The 20,292-nt window shown below is 27.9% G+C and carries 3 protein-coding genes; all 3 read left to right on the top strand.

Translation table 11 applies throughout. The features are described from left to right. Window positions 1–762: 762 nt before the first annotated feature. A complete protein-coding gene (locus tag BR69_RS0118165; RefSeq protein ID WP_027634479.1) occupies window positions 763–3,846 on the top strand; it encodes a GNAT family N-acetyltransferase in 3,084 nt (1,027 codons plus the stop codon). 628 nt (window positions 3,847–4,474) lie between these two features. Beyond that, window positions 4,475–5,413 carry an amidohydrolase family protein gene (locus BR69_RS0118160; protein WP_051623679.1) on the top strand — a complete coding sequence of 313 codons (939 nt, stop codon included), beginning with the start codon at window positions 4,475–4,477 and terminating at the stop codon, window positions 5,411–5,413. Window positions 5,414–6,137: 724 nt separating this feature from the next. Continuing rightward, window positions 6,138–20,291 (top strand): RHS repeat-associated core domain-containing protein, encoded by a 14,154-nt coding sequence (locus BR69_RS0118155; protein WP_027634477.1) that lies wholly within the window; start codon window positions 6,138–6,140, stop codon window positions 20,289–20,291. The last annotated feature ends 1 nt before the right edge of the window (window position 20,292 follow it).

The following is a 20,292-nucleotide window of genomic DNA, read 5'->3' as shown; positions in this document are numbered from 1 at the left end:
AAATCATAAAGATAAGATAATGAATACTTAAATTAAGTAAACCTTATATACATAAGGAATAAATTTTATTTAAGTTAAGTGCATAGAAAAGCTATAAGCTTTTTAGTAAGGTGCCTATGGTCCATATTTAAAACCTAATATAAAAACATGGTATATTTACTAAGAAATTTATATTAGATGTATTAATTCACCAATGAGTTGTTTTTAACTATCTTATCCTAAAAAAGTGCGCAAAAGTCCCTTGCAATTTTTTAGGGATTTTAAAATTAGATAATTAAAAACGAATAATCATATTACACCTCACAAAATTTTAAATATTATAACTTATTTTTTAAAATATTTTGTAATGTTTATAAATTAAAAATTATTTTATACAATAGTTAAACTCAGTATCTTGAATGAGTCAATATTTGTATAATTTAAGTTCTAAAATGAAAATCTTACATACTTATTATAACAAAATTATTAAATAATACAAATATAATTTAAGGAAAATTCGGAAATTATTGAAGTTATTTGATACCTTATTTATACTAAATGTATTATAATGAAATTTAAGCATTTACAAAAAATAAATATAAATGTAAAATTATTCTATAAATCTTAATTATAGGATTAAGTCTATTCTTAAATTCATGTTTAATTCAGCCGTTCTTAGTTTAAGCTAAGTTTTAAAATAATATTCTTACTTTAAATAACGGAATTTGTGATTCTAATAGGAACATAATAGATGATTTAGGGGAAACCTAGAAGGGGGCAAGTATGAAGGGATTAGAAATTATAGAATATGATAAGATTTATGCTAAAGAAATTGCAAGAATGTGGAGATTAAGCTCAAAGGGATGGAATGGTGAATGGGGTGATACCACAGAAGAAGAGATATTAAGGGCTAATGAGAATACAGCAAATATAAATACATATCTTGCAAAAGAGGGGGAAGAAATTTTAGGGTATTGTTCCTTTAAGAAATATATTTATGATGAAAATACTCTCTATGTGGAGCTGTTAAATGTTAGATTCGATAAACATGGACAAGGTATAGGAAAGGCTTTAGTTAAAAAGACAGTTGAAAGAACAATGGAACTTGAGTGGCCAAGATTGGATTTATTTACATGGCCAGGGAATACTAAATCAATACCCCTATATAAAAGATGTGGATTTTTTCTTGAGGATAAGAATGGACAGGGGCATCTTATGAATTTTATACCTTATGCAGTTAATACAGAAGCAGTAAAGGAATATTTTAAAACTTTAGACTGGTATTACGATTTAAAGAGAGAAATAAACTTAGAACCAGAAGGTAGAAAAGATAGGAATTTTGAGTTCTATGAGTATAGATGGAATAATGATGATTTAGAACTTAGAATGGAATTTGAAAGACGTTCTAGGGGATTATCCTTAATAGAAACTAAGGATTATTTAATATCATTAAGGGCAGAAAATCAAAAACTTGTATTTGGGGAAACACATAAAGCTGTATTTCAAGTAGTTAATAAAAGAGGGAAAGACTTATCTATTGAAATACAAGGAATTAATCATAAAAATATAGACTTTAACATGGAACATAAGACAAAAGTTAAGGAGAAGGAAATTATTAAAGGGGAGTTTTTTATAAATCCTTTAGATTTTAAAACAGATGATTTAAAGACTCATCCTTCAGTTAAGGCTAGGGTTTTAATTAATGGAAAGGAAGCAGAATTTGCAATAGGTATAATTCCAGAACCTCCTGTAGAGATCAAATTTAATAGAAATAATGAATTAGTATATTGTGATCAAGAGGATATATTAAATGTTGATATAGAAAATAAGTTTAATGAAGAAGTTAGTTTGAACTTTATTATACCTAAGAGTGAAGATGTAGATATAGATCGTAGAGAATTTAATTTAACTTTAGATAAAAAGGAAAGAAAGACTATAAAACTTCCCTTTATTTTAAGAAAAGCTACTTTTTTTAATCCTGATGTAGCATCTAATATAAGGGTACGAGATGGAAGAGAAATTAATTTTATTTCTAAGGTAGCATTACCTATTCAAAGTTTTTCAGGAGGCTTTGGAGGAGAGATGGAGGATAGGTATAGGATAGCCAATGGTAAGTATAGTGTAGACTTTTATAAGGGAGAGAACTCTGTATTTTTAAGAGGAGAAAAAAATATTACCCTTATGACATCTGCAATATTTTGTCCAGAAATAGGTATGCCCTATAGTGAAGAGCTTACTAATGCTACTCCTTTAGAGGTTAAGTCTTATGAAGAAAATAATGCTATGACTCTTAGATGTGTTTATGGTCTAGAAAGATTTAAGGATACTTATATACATATGATATTCTCTCTTAAAAGCAATGGAATTATGGAGAGTTATTTTGAGGTTGTTAATAAGGGAGAGGATAAAACTAATGAAGTTTTTATAAAACAACCAGTAATTTATAGGGTTAATGATGGAATTCTTCCCTATGATAATGGGATTTTAAAAATAAGAGATATAGGTACCTCCTTTATTGAGGATTTTAAAGAAGAAAAAATAACTGAAAATTGGATCTTTGGATCTACTAAGGATGAAACAAGAGGTCTACATTGGCAGAAGGGTTTAGTTCCTAGAATTCAAGATTATCTTATATATTTCCAACATGAAATAGGAGTAATAAATAAGGGAGAAATAAAGAGGTCAAAATCCATATTTATGTCCCTAGGAACCTTTAGGACATTTCAAGAACTTAGAAATTATGCAATGGGAAAAGTTTTAAGGGATTATGTAGAAATTAAAAATGACTATGATGTTAAACTTAATAAAGGTAATCCATTTATATATGATAAATTGAACCTTAAGATTTCTGAATACAAGAATTCTAGTTTAGAAGGTAAAATTAGAATTTCTTCTAAGAACTCTATAGTAGATCAATGTGAGGTTGATCTTGAAGGAGATAGTAAAGAAGTTTATCTAGATATATCAGGAGATATAAATAAAGATATTGTAACTATTGAAAGAGAAGGACGAGCTTTTTTAATAGAGGATAATAAACTTATGTTTAGGGTATTTAAAGGGGACGTTAAAAGAGAGATATATCAAGGAACAGGAGATACCATATATTCCTTAGATAATGGAATTATAAAAATAAAGGCATGTAAAGACTTTGGACCAGGGATATACTCTATGAATTATAAGAATGTAGAGTTTCTTGAAACAGCATTTCCAACACATAGTATTAAAAGTTGGTACAATCCATGGTTTGGGGGAATTCAAAGCTTTGTAGGATTAAGAAATGGGTGTAGATATTTCCTAAATGAAAAGATTAAAATGTACTTTGAAGATTTAGTAGATAATAAAGGAAATAAATGGTCAGACTTAAAAATATCTTTAAATATTAAAAACTTTGAGGAGCTAGAAGGATTAACTGTAAATGAGCATTATCTTATGTTAAAAGGGGTACCAGTATTATGCTCCTTTATGGAGATAATTGGAGATAACAATAAATATATAAGTAAGGTTACTAATACAACTATGTTCTTTAATACCCATGGAGATATAAAAAAATGCTATGCTCAGGTAATAAACTCTCAAGGGCAAAAGGTAAAATATAAGGCAGGAGTTGAAGGTATTAATATTGTAAACAAAAATACTATTTTATTTGGACATGAAGATATAAATGAGAAGCTTCAAGTATATGGTGATTTTAATAATAGGAGACTTATGAGTGATTTAAACTTAGAAGCTATGGATATGAATTATGCTGATTTCATTGGTATAGCTAAAGGAGAAAGAATAGTTTCAAACCCTATATTTTTTATAGGTACAGAAGAATATATAGGCGAATATCTTCTTAAGGATTTCAAAAATATAAGATTTTTCTAAAGTTAATATAAAGAATAGTATTATTACAAAATTAAGCTTGCTATAGATAGAAATCTATTTTATCTATTAGTAAGCTTAATTAATTAAGGGAATATATACTTCTTCTTTACATATGTAATAGGATAAATAGTAGAATTTATTGTTAGGTTCATAATAGCTAATTTTCATATTAAATATATTTTCATAAGATTAGATAATATAGAGATAGTATAGTTGGAGTTTACAAATTTAGATTGTAAATATAAAATAGGTTTATAAAAATTATCTGATGGCTATAAGCTTTAACACCCACATCCGCATGTAAGGGGTGGGATAACAGTTGCGACACCCCTAGATGAGCTTATCTAACCTTCAGGTGGTAGAAAGAACATCATCTGAAGGAAGGTTCCTTCTATAATAATTTTTAAGAAGGACATAGCTTAAATATAGATAAGAGTAACAACTTTTATATTATAAATAAGAGAAACTTTAGATATATAGGTTGCAATTTAAATATTACAATTAAAGAATAAAAATAAAAGATAAAATCTAATCATTGTTTTTATTCTTTAAACGTACAAACTTTTATGCAATATATATATTATAAAAAAGATTTAACATAATAGGATTAAGAATAAAGGAGAAGAAAATGGATAGTGAATTATTTAAACAAGGATTAATAGAAAATGATTTAAGTAAAATAAGAAAAGCATCAAAGGTGGATGTTCATAATCATTGTGGACTAGGAATGAGGTTTTCTACCTTTAATAAGTGGGCAGGAGGACAAGTTACAGCACCGCCTAAAACCATGGATGGTATTAAGGGATTAGATGAGTATATATTTGGAGAAACCTTTAAGTATATAAATAAAGAGGAGCATATAGAATTCCTTATAGAGGAAGCCATAAAAGAGGCTATAGAAGATGGCGTTAAAATAGTAGAGCCTAGCATAGATTGTAGTACCATAACATTCTTTGAAAATAGTAAAGATTTCTTTAAGTTAATAGAAGATATAAGAGAAAAATATAAGAATGTAATAGACTTTAGACCAGAGGTAGGAATGCCAAAGAGCATACTAAATGAAAATATAGAAAAATGGATGGTTCCTTGTATAGAGAGTGGAGTGTTTAAATCCATGGACCTATATGGAGATGAGGCTTTAGAGAAGTTTGAAAGATTTAAAGAGGTATATGTATATGGAAGGAAAAAGGGATTAAAGCTTAAGGCACATGCAGGAGAGTTCCAAGGACCAGAAAATGTTAGAAAGGCTATAGAAATCTTAGAAGTAGATGAAGTGCAGCATGGAATAGGTGCAGGTAATAGTAATTATGTTATGGATCTTATAAAGGAGAGGAATATTAGATTAAATATTTGCCCAAGCAGCAATCTGATACTAGGAGCAGTTAAGGATATAAAAAGCCACCAGGTTAGAAAATTATTCTATAAAGAAATAGATATAACAATAAATAGTGATGACCTTCTGATTTTTAATAGTGGTGTTTCAGAGGAATATCTACTTCTATATAAAATGGGAGTATTTAATGAAAATGAGCTTAATTATATAAGAGAAGAAAGTCTAAAGAGATAACAAATAATTAATAGGGTTAATATTAAAAATAATAATAACTAAGGATATCGAGTGAGTATAGACTTAAAGTTATAGGGTTTTAAGTTTTAAAGTTAATTCATCCATATTAGGAAAGCAAGACAAGTCAAGGATATTTTTAATGGATAAGTTAAGGGGTTATATATAATGACTGGATATTAAATAATAAGTTAAAAATATTGAGAAATCTAGATGAGTTATAAAGTGTATATTTATAATTCATCTAGATTTTTTTGCTTAAGTGAAAAGGTTAAATAGTAAGAATAAAAGCTTACCTAAATTATGTTATTTATAAAAATAATCAAAAATGTTCCAAATGTACTTAAATATATTACTTAAATCACAATTAGATTCAATATATGTAATAAAATACATATATTGAATCTGAATAAATATACATAAAATTACAAAATAAAGATAAAGTTCGAATAATTATTAAATTTATCTTTAAATAGATAGATTAATTACGGATTATTTAATATTATATTAAAAAAATTTAATTATAATTAATAAAAAATTTAAAAAGGTAATTTTTTATATTGACATGTAATGGAAAAATGTATAAAATATACCTTGTAAAATATAGAATATGAGAAATGCTTAATAAATTATAACTTAGAATCAACTTATAAATTCCAAAAATTACAATTAATATTAATTATATCTTTGTTATATTATTAAGCATTAGATTAAAAGGAGGGATAGTTTGGATAAAAAAAGCTTTTCAATTATCACCAGAATGTTATCATTTTTTATGATTTTTGTTGTATTGAGCACTTGCTTTGTAGACATTACTAGAGCTACTGAATATAATTCAATAAAAACTGGTGAAAATGAAGCTGAAAATCGAAAAATTATATTGGACGAAAATCTCAATAATATAAACCAAGACATATCCATAGAGTGGTCAAGAAATGGAGGTGAGATTAAACTTCAATGGACTAAAGTGCCAGATTTAAATAGCTTTAGTATTTTAAGAAAGGTATCAACGGAAAAGGGGTACAGTGAGATTACTTCTAAGTTAGAAGGAAACACCTATATAGATAAAGATATAAAAGAGCATGAAGAATACTATTACAAAATCAAATTATTTGATAATAGATCAATGGCACATTTGTTAAAAGAATTTTATGTACCAGCCCCAAAACATATTGTAGAGTCTATGGATGGAAATCAAGACAATAAAAACTTTAGTTTTAAAGATTCTCAAGGTATATTAAAAGAATTAAATACATTAGATATTAATAGTCTAGGAATTAATAAATCTAATAGGGATGTTAATAAGGGTATTGATGAAGATGAGATTGATGTTGAGGTTATTGATGATTCTAATAATATAACAGAAGATAAAGATGAAGAATCAAATAATGTTAATAAGAATCAATTTAATATTCACAATGATGATTTATCTATAGCTTATGCAGGATTAATCGCTAACACTTTATCATCTCTAGATAAAGATAGCATATCTGATTATTTTAACAAGATTCCTAAGGGGAAAGGTATTTGGGTAGCTGAAAAGGATAGAGAATATGTTTTAGGTAAGATAAATTCAGTTACAGATAAAACTTATTTTATAGATGAAATCGGATATTTAAGAGAAAGAGTAGAAATACCTATAAATAAAGAAAAATCAAATATATATTCAAGCATAATTGATAAGGTCATTAAAAATCAAAAAGTCATAATAGGTAAAGATATTGGAGTTACTACTTACAATGGGGAAGAAAAAAAGTATCTAAAGTCAGAGTTTAAAGACGAAAATTCAAAAATAATAAATAGTAAAGATAAGAGTAAGAAATTAATAATATTAAATAGCAAGTACTTTACTAAAAGTACTAGCCTTATAAAGGAAAAAGAGAAAGAAAATGAACTATTTAATTTATTTCAAACTCTAAGTAACAGTATAAATAATAACTTAGATCCTGTAGAGGATAAAATAAATTCAAAAGAGACAACTACTGGAAGTAATCCAAGAGAAAAGGCTACTGAAAGTAAGGTAGAAGGAAAAACTACTGAAGTCAATATAGTAGACAAGTCTGCTGAAAGTAAAGTAGAGGTAAAAACTACTGAAAGCAAAACCGTAGATAAGGCTACTGAAAGTAAAGTAGAAGGAAAAGCTACTGAGAGCAAGATAGTAGACAGTTCTACTGAAAGTAAGGTAGAAGGAAAAACTACTGAAATCAAAACAGTAGACAAGTCTGCTGAAAGTAAAGTAGAGGTAAAAACTACTGAAAGCAAAACCATAGATAAGGCTACTGAAAGTAAAGTAGAAGGAAAAGCTACTGAAGGCAAGATAGTAGACAAGTCTACTGAAAGTAAAGTAGAGGAAAAAACTACTGAAAGCAAGGCAGAAGAAGAGTCTGCTGAAAATAGTATAGAAGAAAAAACTATTGGCAGTAAAGTAGAATCAAAACCTATTGAAAACAAGATAGAAGAACAAACTTCTGAAAATAATATAGGAACTAACATAGAAACGAAAGAGACATCTTCAATAAAGCCTACAACTGGACGTTCCAGAGTCGCTAGATCTATATCAGCAAAGAGCGGTTGGGTGATGGAGAACAATAAGTGGCAATACTATCACAGTAACGGCTCTAAGGCCAAGGGATGGACAAAGATATATTGGAATAATGGAAATAGATGGTACTATTTTAATGATGATGGAATGGCATCTGGATGGCAATTTCTAGATTGGGATGGAAAGAAGAATTGGTACTACTTTGATGGAGATGGACTGATTTATGGATGGCACTCTCTAGATTGGAATGGAAAGAAAAATTGGTATTTCTTTAATGGTGAAGGGCTAGTTTCTGGATGGCAGTATCTAGAGTGGGATGGAAAGAAAAATTGGTTTTATTTTGACGGTACTGGATTAGTTTATGGATGGCAGCATCTAGAGCGTAATGGAAAGAAAAATTGGTACTTTTTCGAGGGCTTTGGAGCTTTCTATGGATGGCACCACTTAGAGCGTGATGGAAAGAAGAATTGGTACTATTTTGACGATAACGGAATGGCTACCAACCGCATAGTAGATGGATACATAATAAATAGTGAGGGGATAAGAAACGAGTTACCTTTAAGAATGAGTCTTGAGATTCCTAAAGGAGGAACTGAAGTAACACATCACACTACTTATGTAGGAGGATGGGCTTTAAATCCATCAGGAGTAAAAGAAGTAGGTATATATGTAGATGATAAGTTTATAGGTAAGGCTAATATTGGTGGAGAAAGAGCTGATGTAAATAAAACATTCCCAGGATATAAGGGTGGAGATAAGAGTGGCTTTGGATATACTCTTGATACAAAAAATATGTCAGCAGGACAACACAAAATATCAGCTAAAGCCGTAGGCAATGATGGAACAACTTTAGAGCATACAACTAATATTACAATAAAAAAGTTACCGTTAAAGATGTATGTTGAAAATCCTAAAGAAGGATTAGAAATTACTCAAAATAAAGATGTTAAAACAATTTCTATTGGAGGATGGGCTTTAAATCCATCAGGAGTAAAATCAGTTGATATATATGTAGATAGTAAGCTTATAGGTAAAGCAAATATTGGGGGACAAAGATTAGATATAGATAAAACATTCCCAGGATATTTAGATGGATCTAAAAGCGGATTTGGATATACTCTTGATTTAACAAAAATAGCACCAGGTGAACATAAGATATTAGCTAGAGCTATAGGTAATGATGGAACAACTTTAGATGATTTAAGAACAATTAAAATAAATAAACTAAAACCACTTATGGATATAGAAGCTCCTGTGAATGGTAGTAAAATAAATAATGCTACATTAATACACGGTTGGGCACTTAATGCTTCAGGAATAAATAGAGTAGAGATACATGTAGATGGAAACTTAGTAGGTAATGCACATATAAATGAAGCAAAACTCCATGTGGATAAGAAATTTCCAGGATACCTAGATGGTGATAAAAGCGGATTTTCATATATGTTAAATACAGATAACATATCTCAAGGAACTCACAAAATTGTAGCTAAAGCTTTTGGAAATGACGGTACTATGATAAGTGAGGAAAGAACTTTTGAAAGATTACCTAAGAGCACGGAAATGAATTTAAAAGTTGAAACTTATGGACTCTTTGGTGGAAGAATGATGTGGACTGGTTTCCAGCAGGATGGAGCATATGGTCCTATTGGAAGTCCTATACAAGCAATTAAATTGAGTTTAAACAATCCTTTAAAAAATATGAGTATAAAATATCAGGTTTATATAAAAGAAAATAAGGATTGGCAAACATGGAAGTCTAATGGTGAACAGGCTGGAGAAATAGGAAAAACTATTCAAGCCATAAGAGTTAAGTTAGATGGAGTAGATCATGAATATTCAATAAAATACACTTCATTTACAGAAAAAGAATCCTATAAAGAAGTTAGAAATGGTGAAATATCAGGTAATTTAGTAGATGGAGCTCATTCTATAGTTGGATTTGTTCCTATATTATCAAAAAATAATATAGATATAAACAAAGATACTATATGGAAAAAACAAGATGGGATAAAAAGTATTGATGGAATATTAGAAATCAAAGAAAATGCAACTTTAACAATAGAACCAGGAGTAGAGATTTTATTTAACAATAAAGAGGGAATAGAATCAGGGATTGTAATTTCAGGAAAATTAATTGCTAATGGAGAAGATGGAAATAAGATTAAGATAACATCATATAATAATTCCAAGATTTTAGTTAATATTAGTGGTAAATTAGAAGGAAAAAATATAATAATAGAAACTAATGGAATAAATGATGATAATATTATAAATAATTATGGATATCTAAACCTTAATAAAGTAGATATAATAAATAAAGGTAAAAAATCAAGTACAGCAATATCTACTAAATCAGCTAATGAAGTAAAAATATCAGAAAGTAAGTTTACAAACTTTAATACTGGTGTAGATAAAAAAAATTCAGGGAAATTAATTCTTGATAAAAGTAAATTTTTAAACAATACAAATGGAATTAGTATTGAAATAGCAGAAAATAATAAAAACAAAGATGATATTTTAATAGATAACAACTTTATGGAGGGAAATGACTATGGTATTAAAATATTTAATAGAGACCATAGTGATGTAAATAGATTACAAAATGTAACTATTTCTAATAACCATATAAGTTTAAGTAAGATATCAGGAATAAATATAAACTCTAAGTTTATTTCAAAGATTTATATAAATAACAATGAAATAGTTAAAACAAACTTAGATAAAAAATCAAGTGAGTCAGCAGAAGTAGGGGCTATATCTATAAGTTCAACCATAAAGGAGAATAAAGAAGATATATTCGCTAATATAAATCCTATAGATCCTAAGAAAATAAATAAGCTATCAGGAAATAATTATGATGCCATTGTATTAAACAATTTATCTATTGATGGAAATGCAACAATTGAAAAAGGAAGCTATGATTATATAATAAGAAATGGACTTAAGGTGAACAAAAATCTTAAAATAGGTAAAGGTGTAATTATTAGAGGGATAAATTCTAAGTACCCTTTATTTGAAGTTCGTGGACAGCTTTTATTAAATGGGTCTGGAACAGAAAAAATTATATTAACTAGTGTTAATGACAATAGCTACCCTATGAAGTACATAGATAATAATGATGATAATGAGAAAAAGACATCTTATATCTATATAGACAATAAGGGTGTATTAACAGGAAATAATGTTTTACTAAAAAACTTCAGTAAAAGAAACAATGATTTAGCTTCCAGCATTCTTAATAATGGAAACTTAACATTAAGTAATTCAACCATGGAAAACTCAGAAGGAATTAGAATTTTGCCAGATGGTGTATTTAATATCAATAGATTCTTTGTAAAGAATAGCTCTTTTGGTATTTATAACGAAGGAAAAGGAAGTATATTTGATTCTAGCATAATGGGTGGTAAGATTGGAGTATATAATTCAGGAAGTTTATTAATGAATAAAAACATAATAGATGGTTCTGAAACTGGAGTAAGTGTTGTATCAAATAAAGAAACAAATATACTAGAAAATCAATTCTTAAATTGTGATGTAGGAATTAATGTTTCAAAAGGAAATGTTAATATTGTAAATAATAAAATTATGAATTATAAGATATCTGGAATTGATTTTAATTCATCAGATGATTATAAAATAGTAAGTAATTCTTTTATAAATGATCAAAATTCAACAAATAGAGGAACTTATATAGCAATAGACACCAATGGAACTGGAGGTTTATGGCAAAACAATGTAGGAATCAAAAAGAATACTAAATATACATTAGAATTTAAGGGATGGAAACAAGAAAATATAAAATTTATATCCTTTATGATTGAGTATACAGACAATAATGGTAATAAATTTACAAACCAAACTATTAATTTGAATGTGGATAATACAGATGAAAAACATACTTTTACAACTTTAAATGATGATAGAATCGTTAATGGTCATGTGGGATTCTATATTATAGGAAAAGAAAGAACGGATAGGAATGTATTAGTATATTTAGATAAAGTATCCCTAAAAGAAGAAGGAACTAAGGATGGTTTACCAAAAAGAGATTTAATTCAGAATGGTTCATTACAAGAAAACTATAAGCATTGGTGGACATGGGGAGATGTAAATGTTTATAACAAATATAAATCAGATGTTGGTGGTTACATATCAATAGATACCGATGGAACTGGAGGTTTATGGCAAAATAAAGTAGGGATCAAAAAAAATACTAACTATACTTTAGAACTTAAGGGATGGAAAGAAACTAATATAAAAAGTATATCCTTTGTTATTGAGTATTTGGATAAGTCAGGAAAAGTAACATTAAAAGACCCATCAAGTGGATTAAATATAAGAAGTGGATCATCAACATCAACAAGTATAGTAGGAAATTTAAATCATGGAGCAGTAGTACAAATATTAGGCTCTGAAAATGGTTGGTATAAGATAAGCCATAATGGAAAAACAGGATATGTAAGAGAAGACTTTATAGTAATGGTAGAAGGAAATAAGTTCATAAATCAGACAATTCCTATAAGGCTGGACAATACAAATGAAAAACATACTTTCTTATCCTTAAATGATGATAGAATTGCCGATGCAAATGTAGGTTTTTATGTTGGAGGAAAAGAAACAACTTATATGAATGTAGTAGCTTATTTAGAAGGAGTATCCTTAAAAGAAGAAAATTCTGTTGATTTAATTAAAAATGGATCATTTAAGAATGATAGGCAATCATGGTGGATGTGGGGAGATGTAAAGGGATATAGAAGTGGTATATATGCTATTAAAAATAATTCTAGTAAAAATATTACTGCTCAGTACAATTATTGGGGCTCTAAATATGGACCAAATCAATTAGGAAAGCCTGATGATTCTAGAAAAGGAGTATATGTTGCTGAGAAAGTCGATTATTCAAATTATTTAGCGGAATCTAATTATGTTAATTTACCGATAAATTTAAATGAATATCAAAAGCAAATTAGCGATTATATTAATGAAACTGACTATGCTATTAAGAGACAATTTGGTGGAGATGGTATAGATATACCAACAGGAAACTATTCTAAAAAAGTTACTGATTGGTTAGGAATATCTCCAGTTAGTAATATAGAAATCTATAGAACATATAATTCTAGATCTAAGGATATAGGAACATATTTAGGAAAAGGTTGGAGACTGTCTTATGAAAGTAGTATTAAAGATATAGACCCAAGTTTTAAAATACCAGGTAAAGTCGTAACATTACCTGATGGAGGAGTTCAAAGCTTTAAACTAAATAGTGATAATACATTTACAGCCTTAGATTCAAGAAATACATTTGAAAAAATAAATAATCAATATATTTTAACAGCAAAAACTAATAATAAGTTTATTTTTAATGATAATGCTTTAATTGAAATAAGGGATAAAAATAATAATTCCTTAAAAATAATTTATAATCAAGATAAAAAAATTAGTAAAATCCATAATGAAAATGGAGTGGAGTATGATTTTAGTTATAGTGACGGGAAATTAGTTTCTATAACAGAAAATATCAATGGTTTAAAGGAAAGAAATATAGTATATAATTATTCAAATAATCTTTTAAAGAGCGTTAAAGATTTAAATGGAAATATTACTGAAACCTATGATTATGATAGTGAAGGTAGATTAAATGCTATAAATAAAAATGGACAACTTATAGAAACTATTACTTATTATGATGATGCAGCGAATAAAGGTAAAATTAAAACTCATACAGACGAATTAGGAAGTAACAGTGAGTACACTTATGATAATAGTAATAGAATAGTAACTATAACAGACTCAAATAAAAGATTTAAAGAGGTATACTATAATAATTCTATGAATGTAGTAGTTAATGTTAATCCTGATGGCACATCAGAATACATTGAATATGTATTAGATGAAAATGGTATAAATGCTTTGGGAGAGATAAAATCAATCATAGATAAAAATAGAAATACTACTAGCTATGAGTATGATAAAAAAGGAAATGTAGTAAAACAAATAAATCCAGAAGGTGGAGTAAAAGAAAATTTCTATGATGATAAAAATAATTTAATCAAAGAAATAGATGAATCTGGTAAAAAAACTTTCTATATCTATGATGAAAATAAGATTAACATTATTAAGATAGTTAAACCTATAAATGGAACAGATGAGTATAATAACTTTGATGATCATAACTTTTTAATTGAAAGATTTGAATATTATTCACCAGAAGAGCTTAAAGCAATGGGATGTAATTTTAAAGGATTACTAAAAAGAAAGATAAGTCCAGAAGGTGGAGTAAAAGAAATATCATATGACAGATTTGGAAACATTAAAAAAGTTATTGATGAGGAGAAAAAAGTTGTAGATATTAAATATAATAACTTTGGACATAAGATAGAAGAAGTTGTAGGTAATAAATTTAAAACTCAATATGAGTATGATAAGAAAGGTAATTTATTATCAACTACTTATAGCAATGGTTCAAAGAGTAAAATCATTTATGATATCTATGGAAGAAAAGTAAAGGAAATTTCTCCAGATCTATATGACAAGTTTAAAGAAACTAAAGGGAAAACTTATATTTATTACAATAATGATAAGGTAAAATCAATTACTAATGAAGAAGGTTATATAACAGAGTTCACTTATGATATATACGGTAATATTAAAAGTTCAAAATTATCTAATGGATCTTACAACATATTTGAATATGATGAAATGGGTAGAGTAATTAGAAAATATGTTAAATATAATGATAATTCTGAGCCCGTATTACTTGAAGAGTATTCATATTATGTTGAATATGAATATAATAAGAGTTCAAAAACCAAGGTAATAAAGACAATATATAGCCAACCTAATCAGTACAGTGTTACAGAGCATATTTATGACTTTAGGGACAGTATAGTAGAAGAAATTGATGAAGATGGTGTAAGGACAAAACATTATTACAATTTAAATGGTACTAAAGCTTATAAAGTCAATGAAGATCAAAGCATAACCTATTATGAGTATGATGGAATTAATAGGATTATAAAGGTCTTAACTCCTGTTAAGGAAGAAAACAATGAACTACTCTATATCTATGAAAGATTCTATTATGATAGAGATGGTAATAAGATAAAAGAAGTACAAGGAAAAGAATTAGTAAAAAAAGTTCAAGAACCTACTAATCTTATAAGTACTGAGTATTCTTATTATAAAAATGGTAAGTTAAAAGCTAAATATAATGAAGAAGGAAGAAGAACTGAGTTCTATTATGATGAAGCTAATAACTTATCTAAAGAAATTACTTTAAAAACTAAATATGATAAAAGTAATAATCTTAATCAGAAAGAATTACTTAAAAATGGCTCATTACAAAAGAATTATGAGAGCTGGTGGGTACACGGAAAAGTAAGTACTTATGATAAAGTAAAATCAAATAATGGTGCATATGTATCCATCAATGACAAAGGGGAAGGTGGATTATGGCAAAGTAAAGTTGGAATCAAGGGAGACACTAATTATGTATTAGAATTTAAAGGACTAAAAGAAAGTAATATAGATAAAACAAACTTTATTATTGCGTATATAGATGGCAAAGGAGACAGGATATTAAGACAAGAAATTCCTGTAGAGTTTGATAACACAAGGAAGATATATTATTTCAAAACTTTAAATGATAATAGAATTGAAAATGCTCATATAGGTTTTAATTTTACTGGAAAAGAAAAAACAGATAAAAATATATTAGCTTATTTAGAGAATATATCTTTAAAAGAGAAAAATCTTAATGATGAAAATACTTCAAGTATTAGTGATAAAGATGAAAAAATAGTTTTAGAATATGAGAATAATTATTTAGGGAAACCAGTTAAAAGTATTGAGTATTTTAAAGCTGGAGATATTTATGGTAACAACATAAATGATAATAAATTAATAAAGGTTATTACAGAATATACTTATGATAATAATGGAAACTTAGTCAAAGAAGTTAAAGATAAAAAGAAAGAGACTAATTATCAATATGATAACCTTAATAGAGAAACTTCAGTTAGAAAAACTCTAATAGATAAAGACAATAACTCTAAAGTAATAGAAACTAAAAAGGTCTATGACTGGAATGGAAGTGTAACAACTTCTATAGATGGCAATGGAAATTCAACTTCAGCTGTTTATGATTCTAGAGGATTTTTAAAATCTAAAACTAATGCTAATGGAGAAGTAAAAGGATATTACTATGATTTACAAGGGAGATTATTTGAGGAAACAGCTAATAATAATCCTGACAGTCGTATTAGATATATATATGACAATAAAGGTAATGTAGTAGCGGAATTAAATGTCATATATGTAAATGGCGAAGAGAGTACTTCAACTGTTAAAAAAGCATATAAGTATGATAAAAAAGGAAACAAAATAAAAGAATTAGATGCCATAGGGTTTGCTCATGGTAGTGGAGAATCTTTATATGAAAAAATTAATTCAGGTTATGGAAGAGAATATGAATATGATTTAAATAACCAATTAATTAGAGTATTAGATCCAGAAGATAAGTCTAAGAACTTAAAGTATACTTATATTTATGAATATGATGGATTAGGAAAAAAGATAAAAGAAACTAATTCTAAAAATCATGTGTTTACATTTGAATATAATAATTTAGGTGATTTAATAAGCAAGAAAGCTATGTTAAATAATAAACTTGTTGAAATCGAAAAATATAAGTACGATTTACTAGGCAATGTTATATCTAAATTTGATGGAAATGGTAACGAAACTAAAATAGAAATTAATAGTTTAAATAAACCTGGAAAAATAACATTCCCAGGAGATAATACTATTTCTGTAAACACAATAGTATATCAATATGATATTTATGGGGATGAAGTATTTAACCAAGATAGCTTAGGAAAAACTCATAAATATATTTTAGACAGTGATGGAAGAATACTTAAAGAAATAGAGCTTGATTCTAATGGTAAGAACGAAATATCAAAAGAGTTTAAATATGATAATAATGGAAATAAGGTATATGAAAAAGACGGTAATGGAAATGTTACTGAATACATGTACGACTCTTTAAACAGAATTAAAACTGTTAAATTCTATGATAATAGTATTCCTTCAAAGCCAGTTATAAAAACTAAAACTTATGAGTATGACAAATATGGTAATCTAATAAAAGAAATTAACTATATGGGTAATATAACATCATATAAATATGATAATCTAGGAAGATTAATAGAAAAGTATGATGGTGGAGGAAACCTAGTAGAAAAGTTAGAATACTATAATAACGATTCTCAAAGCAAATCAATAGATGCTGAAGGCAATGTAAAGACCTTTAATTATGATAAGAATAATAGATTGGTTTCAACTACAGATGGAGAAGGAAACAAATCTATTACTGGCTATGATAGTTTAGGAAATATTGATTATAAAACTGATGGAAATGGAAATAGAAACACTTATCAATATGATGAACTAAATAGATTAAAGGCAACATTAAATCCTAAAAAAGAATTAACTATCTATAACTATGATAATAACGGAAACCTAATAGAACAAATTGAAGGCAATGGTAATAAGACTACATTCTCATATAATGTTGCTAATAAGAAGACAAAGATATTAGAATCATTTTCTGGTAAAGAAGACGGAAAAAATAACATTGGTGAAGAATTTACTTACTATCCTAATGGAAATATAAAAACTAGAAAAGATAGAAATGGTAAAATCACGAATTTCACTTATGATATTCATGGAAGATTAATATCAGAAACTGTTGATAAATTAAGTATAACTTTTGGCTATGATAATAATGGAAATCAAGTTTCCATGAAGGATGCAACGGGTACCACTTTAAGAGAGTTCGATGGTTTAAATAGGGTAGTATCTAAGGTAGTTCCAGTAGTAGGTAAATCAACATATGTGTATGATGAGAAATTAGAAAATGGTCATTACATGGAAACTACAATTGATCCTAAAGGTAACGTAACTAAAAAAGTTTATAATAAGGCAGATAGATTAATAAAAGTAATAGCTGATGGTAAGACAGTTACTTACGAATATTACAATAATGGTAATAGAAAATATATAATCTATCCAGATGGATCAAAAGAAGAGTATGAGTATAATAAAAATAATGCCTTAAAGAAATTAACTAATAAAAAAGCTAATGGGGAAGTTCTAGAAACCTTTAACTATACCCATGATAAATCAGGAAATATAATTTCAAAAACTGATAAAAAGGGATTAACTAAATATAACTATGATGAGTTAAATAGAATATTAAAAGTAACAGAGCCAAGTGGTAAAGAGGTAGGTTATACTTATGATAAATCAGGAAACAGATTAAGTGAAACTACAACTGAAAAAGGTGCTAAAACAGTTACAATATATTCTTACAATGAAAGAAATAGATTAATAAGTACAGTAACTAAAAGTGGAGAGGTAGTTTTAGGTTTCAAAAACTATGATTATGATAATAATGGAAACATAATAAAAGAAACTACAGCTACAGCCTTGAAGGATACCACATCCACCTCCATAAGTAATGACAGTAGTAAGTTTAATATAACTACTACAGAATACACCTATGATGAGTTAAACAATCAAACTGAAGCAAAAGAAGGGAATAGGGTATTAGTTAAGAATACTTATAATGGGGATGGACTAAGAGTATCAAAGGAGAATAAAGAAGGAAAGAGTCATTTCTTATACGAAGGTGATAAGATAATATTAGAATTAGATGATAAAACTTCTTTAGAGAAAGGTAAAAATGTATACGGATTAAACTTATTGATGAGAAAAGACAAAGGTAATTTAGTATACTATATGTATAATGGGCATGGTGATGTTACAAACCTTATAAATGAAAAGGGTGAAATAGTAGGAAGTTACTATTATGACGCATTTGGAAAGGTGTTAGAATCTAAGGAGGATATAAAAAATCCATACAAGTATGCAGGATATGAGTATGATGAAGAGACAGGTAAATACTACTTAAAGAGCAGAATGTATGATCCAGAATCCGCAAGATTTATGCAAGAAGACACCTATAGGGGAAATGGAGCAGATCCACTAAGTTTAAATCTATATACTTATTGTGTAAATAATCCATTGATTTATGATGATCAAAATGGTCATTGGCCTTCATTGATTGATAAAGGAATTTCATGGATTAGAAATGAAGCTAGTTACGTAGGCAGCGTAATAAAAAATGAAGCTAGTTACGTAGGTAGTGTAATAAAAAATGAAGTTAGTTACCTAGGTAGTGTAATAAAAAATGAATACAATTATGTAAAAAAGGTATTAAATAATAATAATGATTATAGGTATATAAAAAATGTAGTAAAAAATGAATATAACTATGTAAAAAATAATTATAACTATGGAAAGAAAGTAGCAAAAGCTGTAGCTAAATATGAATATAATAGTAGAAAAGACACGGTAGTAAAAAAATGGAATAATGCTAAAAAAGTAGCTGATACATTAAAAGTAGGAGCAACAGAAGTAGCTAGTGGAGTAGTAGATTTCGCAAAGAATATTAATGTACCTAAATTAGTATTTGGAGGAGTATCAAGTATATTAGGTGTAGGTGCAATGCAAGCTGGGCTTTTATCAATGGCAGTTCCTATGATTGGAATACCAGTGTTTCTTGCTGGAACAGCAACTCTTATATATGGATCTAGTGAGGTACATGAGTCAATGACTGGTGTTAATCAAATGAAAAGTTTTTTTACTGATAATATAGGAATATCAGAAGATGCTTATTATTTTGGTGGAGATATGCTTACTGCTGTAAGCTCATTTGGTATAGGAGCAGCTATGATGGTGGCTAGACCATACGTGAAAACATCAACTGTAGGAGTAGGAGAATCAAAGTCACTTAATGGCAACTCAAGCAAGCAAATAAAAACACAAAAAAACTTTAATCGTACTTTAAATCAAAGGGATATTAAAACTTCTGAGGGTGAGGGTAAAGCTCCTTTGATTATGAATTTACAGCTATTCGGAGAAAAGGGGGTGGATGAAGCTAAGTATCAGGTTGGTGCTTATCAGGATATAAAAGGTGTAGAAGGACTAGATGCACATCATGCAGGACAAAAAGCTGTGATGAAAAAATTAGTTGATGGATATGACGAAATGACTGCACCAGCAATAAATGTTCCTAGAATAGGACATACAAAAAGACACCCAGTCAGAGGAATAGTTTCAAGAAGTACTAAGGGAATAACCGATGCAAGACAATTGCTTGCAAGAGATATAATGGAATTGAGAAGAGTCTATCCTGATATTCCAAATTCAAAATTACAAGAGTTAATTGATATGAATAAAAAACTGTATAAAGAAATGAGGAAGTAGA

The sequence above is a fragment of the Clostridium hydrogeniformans DSM 21757 genome, assembly GCF_000686705.1.
Classification (GTDB): domain Bacteria; phylum Bacillota; class Clostridia; order Clostridiales; family Clostridiaceae; genus Clostridium_Z; species Clostridium_Z hydrogeniformans.
This window is presented reverse-complemented; position numbering and strand designations above follow the sequence as displayed.

Excerpts from the sequence above, each read along its gene's own strand:
- BR69_RS0118165 (WP_027634479.1), top strand. The coding sequence starts at position 763 with ATGAAGGGATTAGAAATTATAGAATATGATAAGATTTATGCTAAAGAA.
- BR69_RS0118160 (WP_051623679.1), top strand. The coding sequence starts at position 4,475 with ATGGATAGTGAATTATTTAAACAAGGATTAATAGAAAATGATTTAAGT.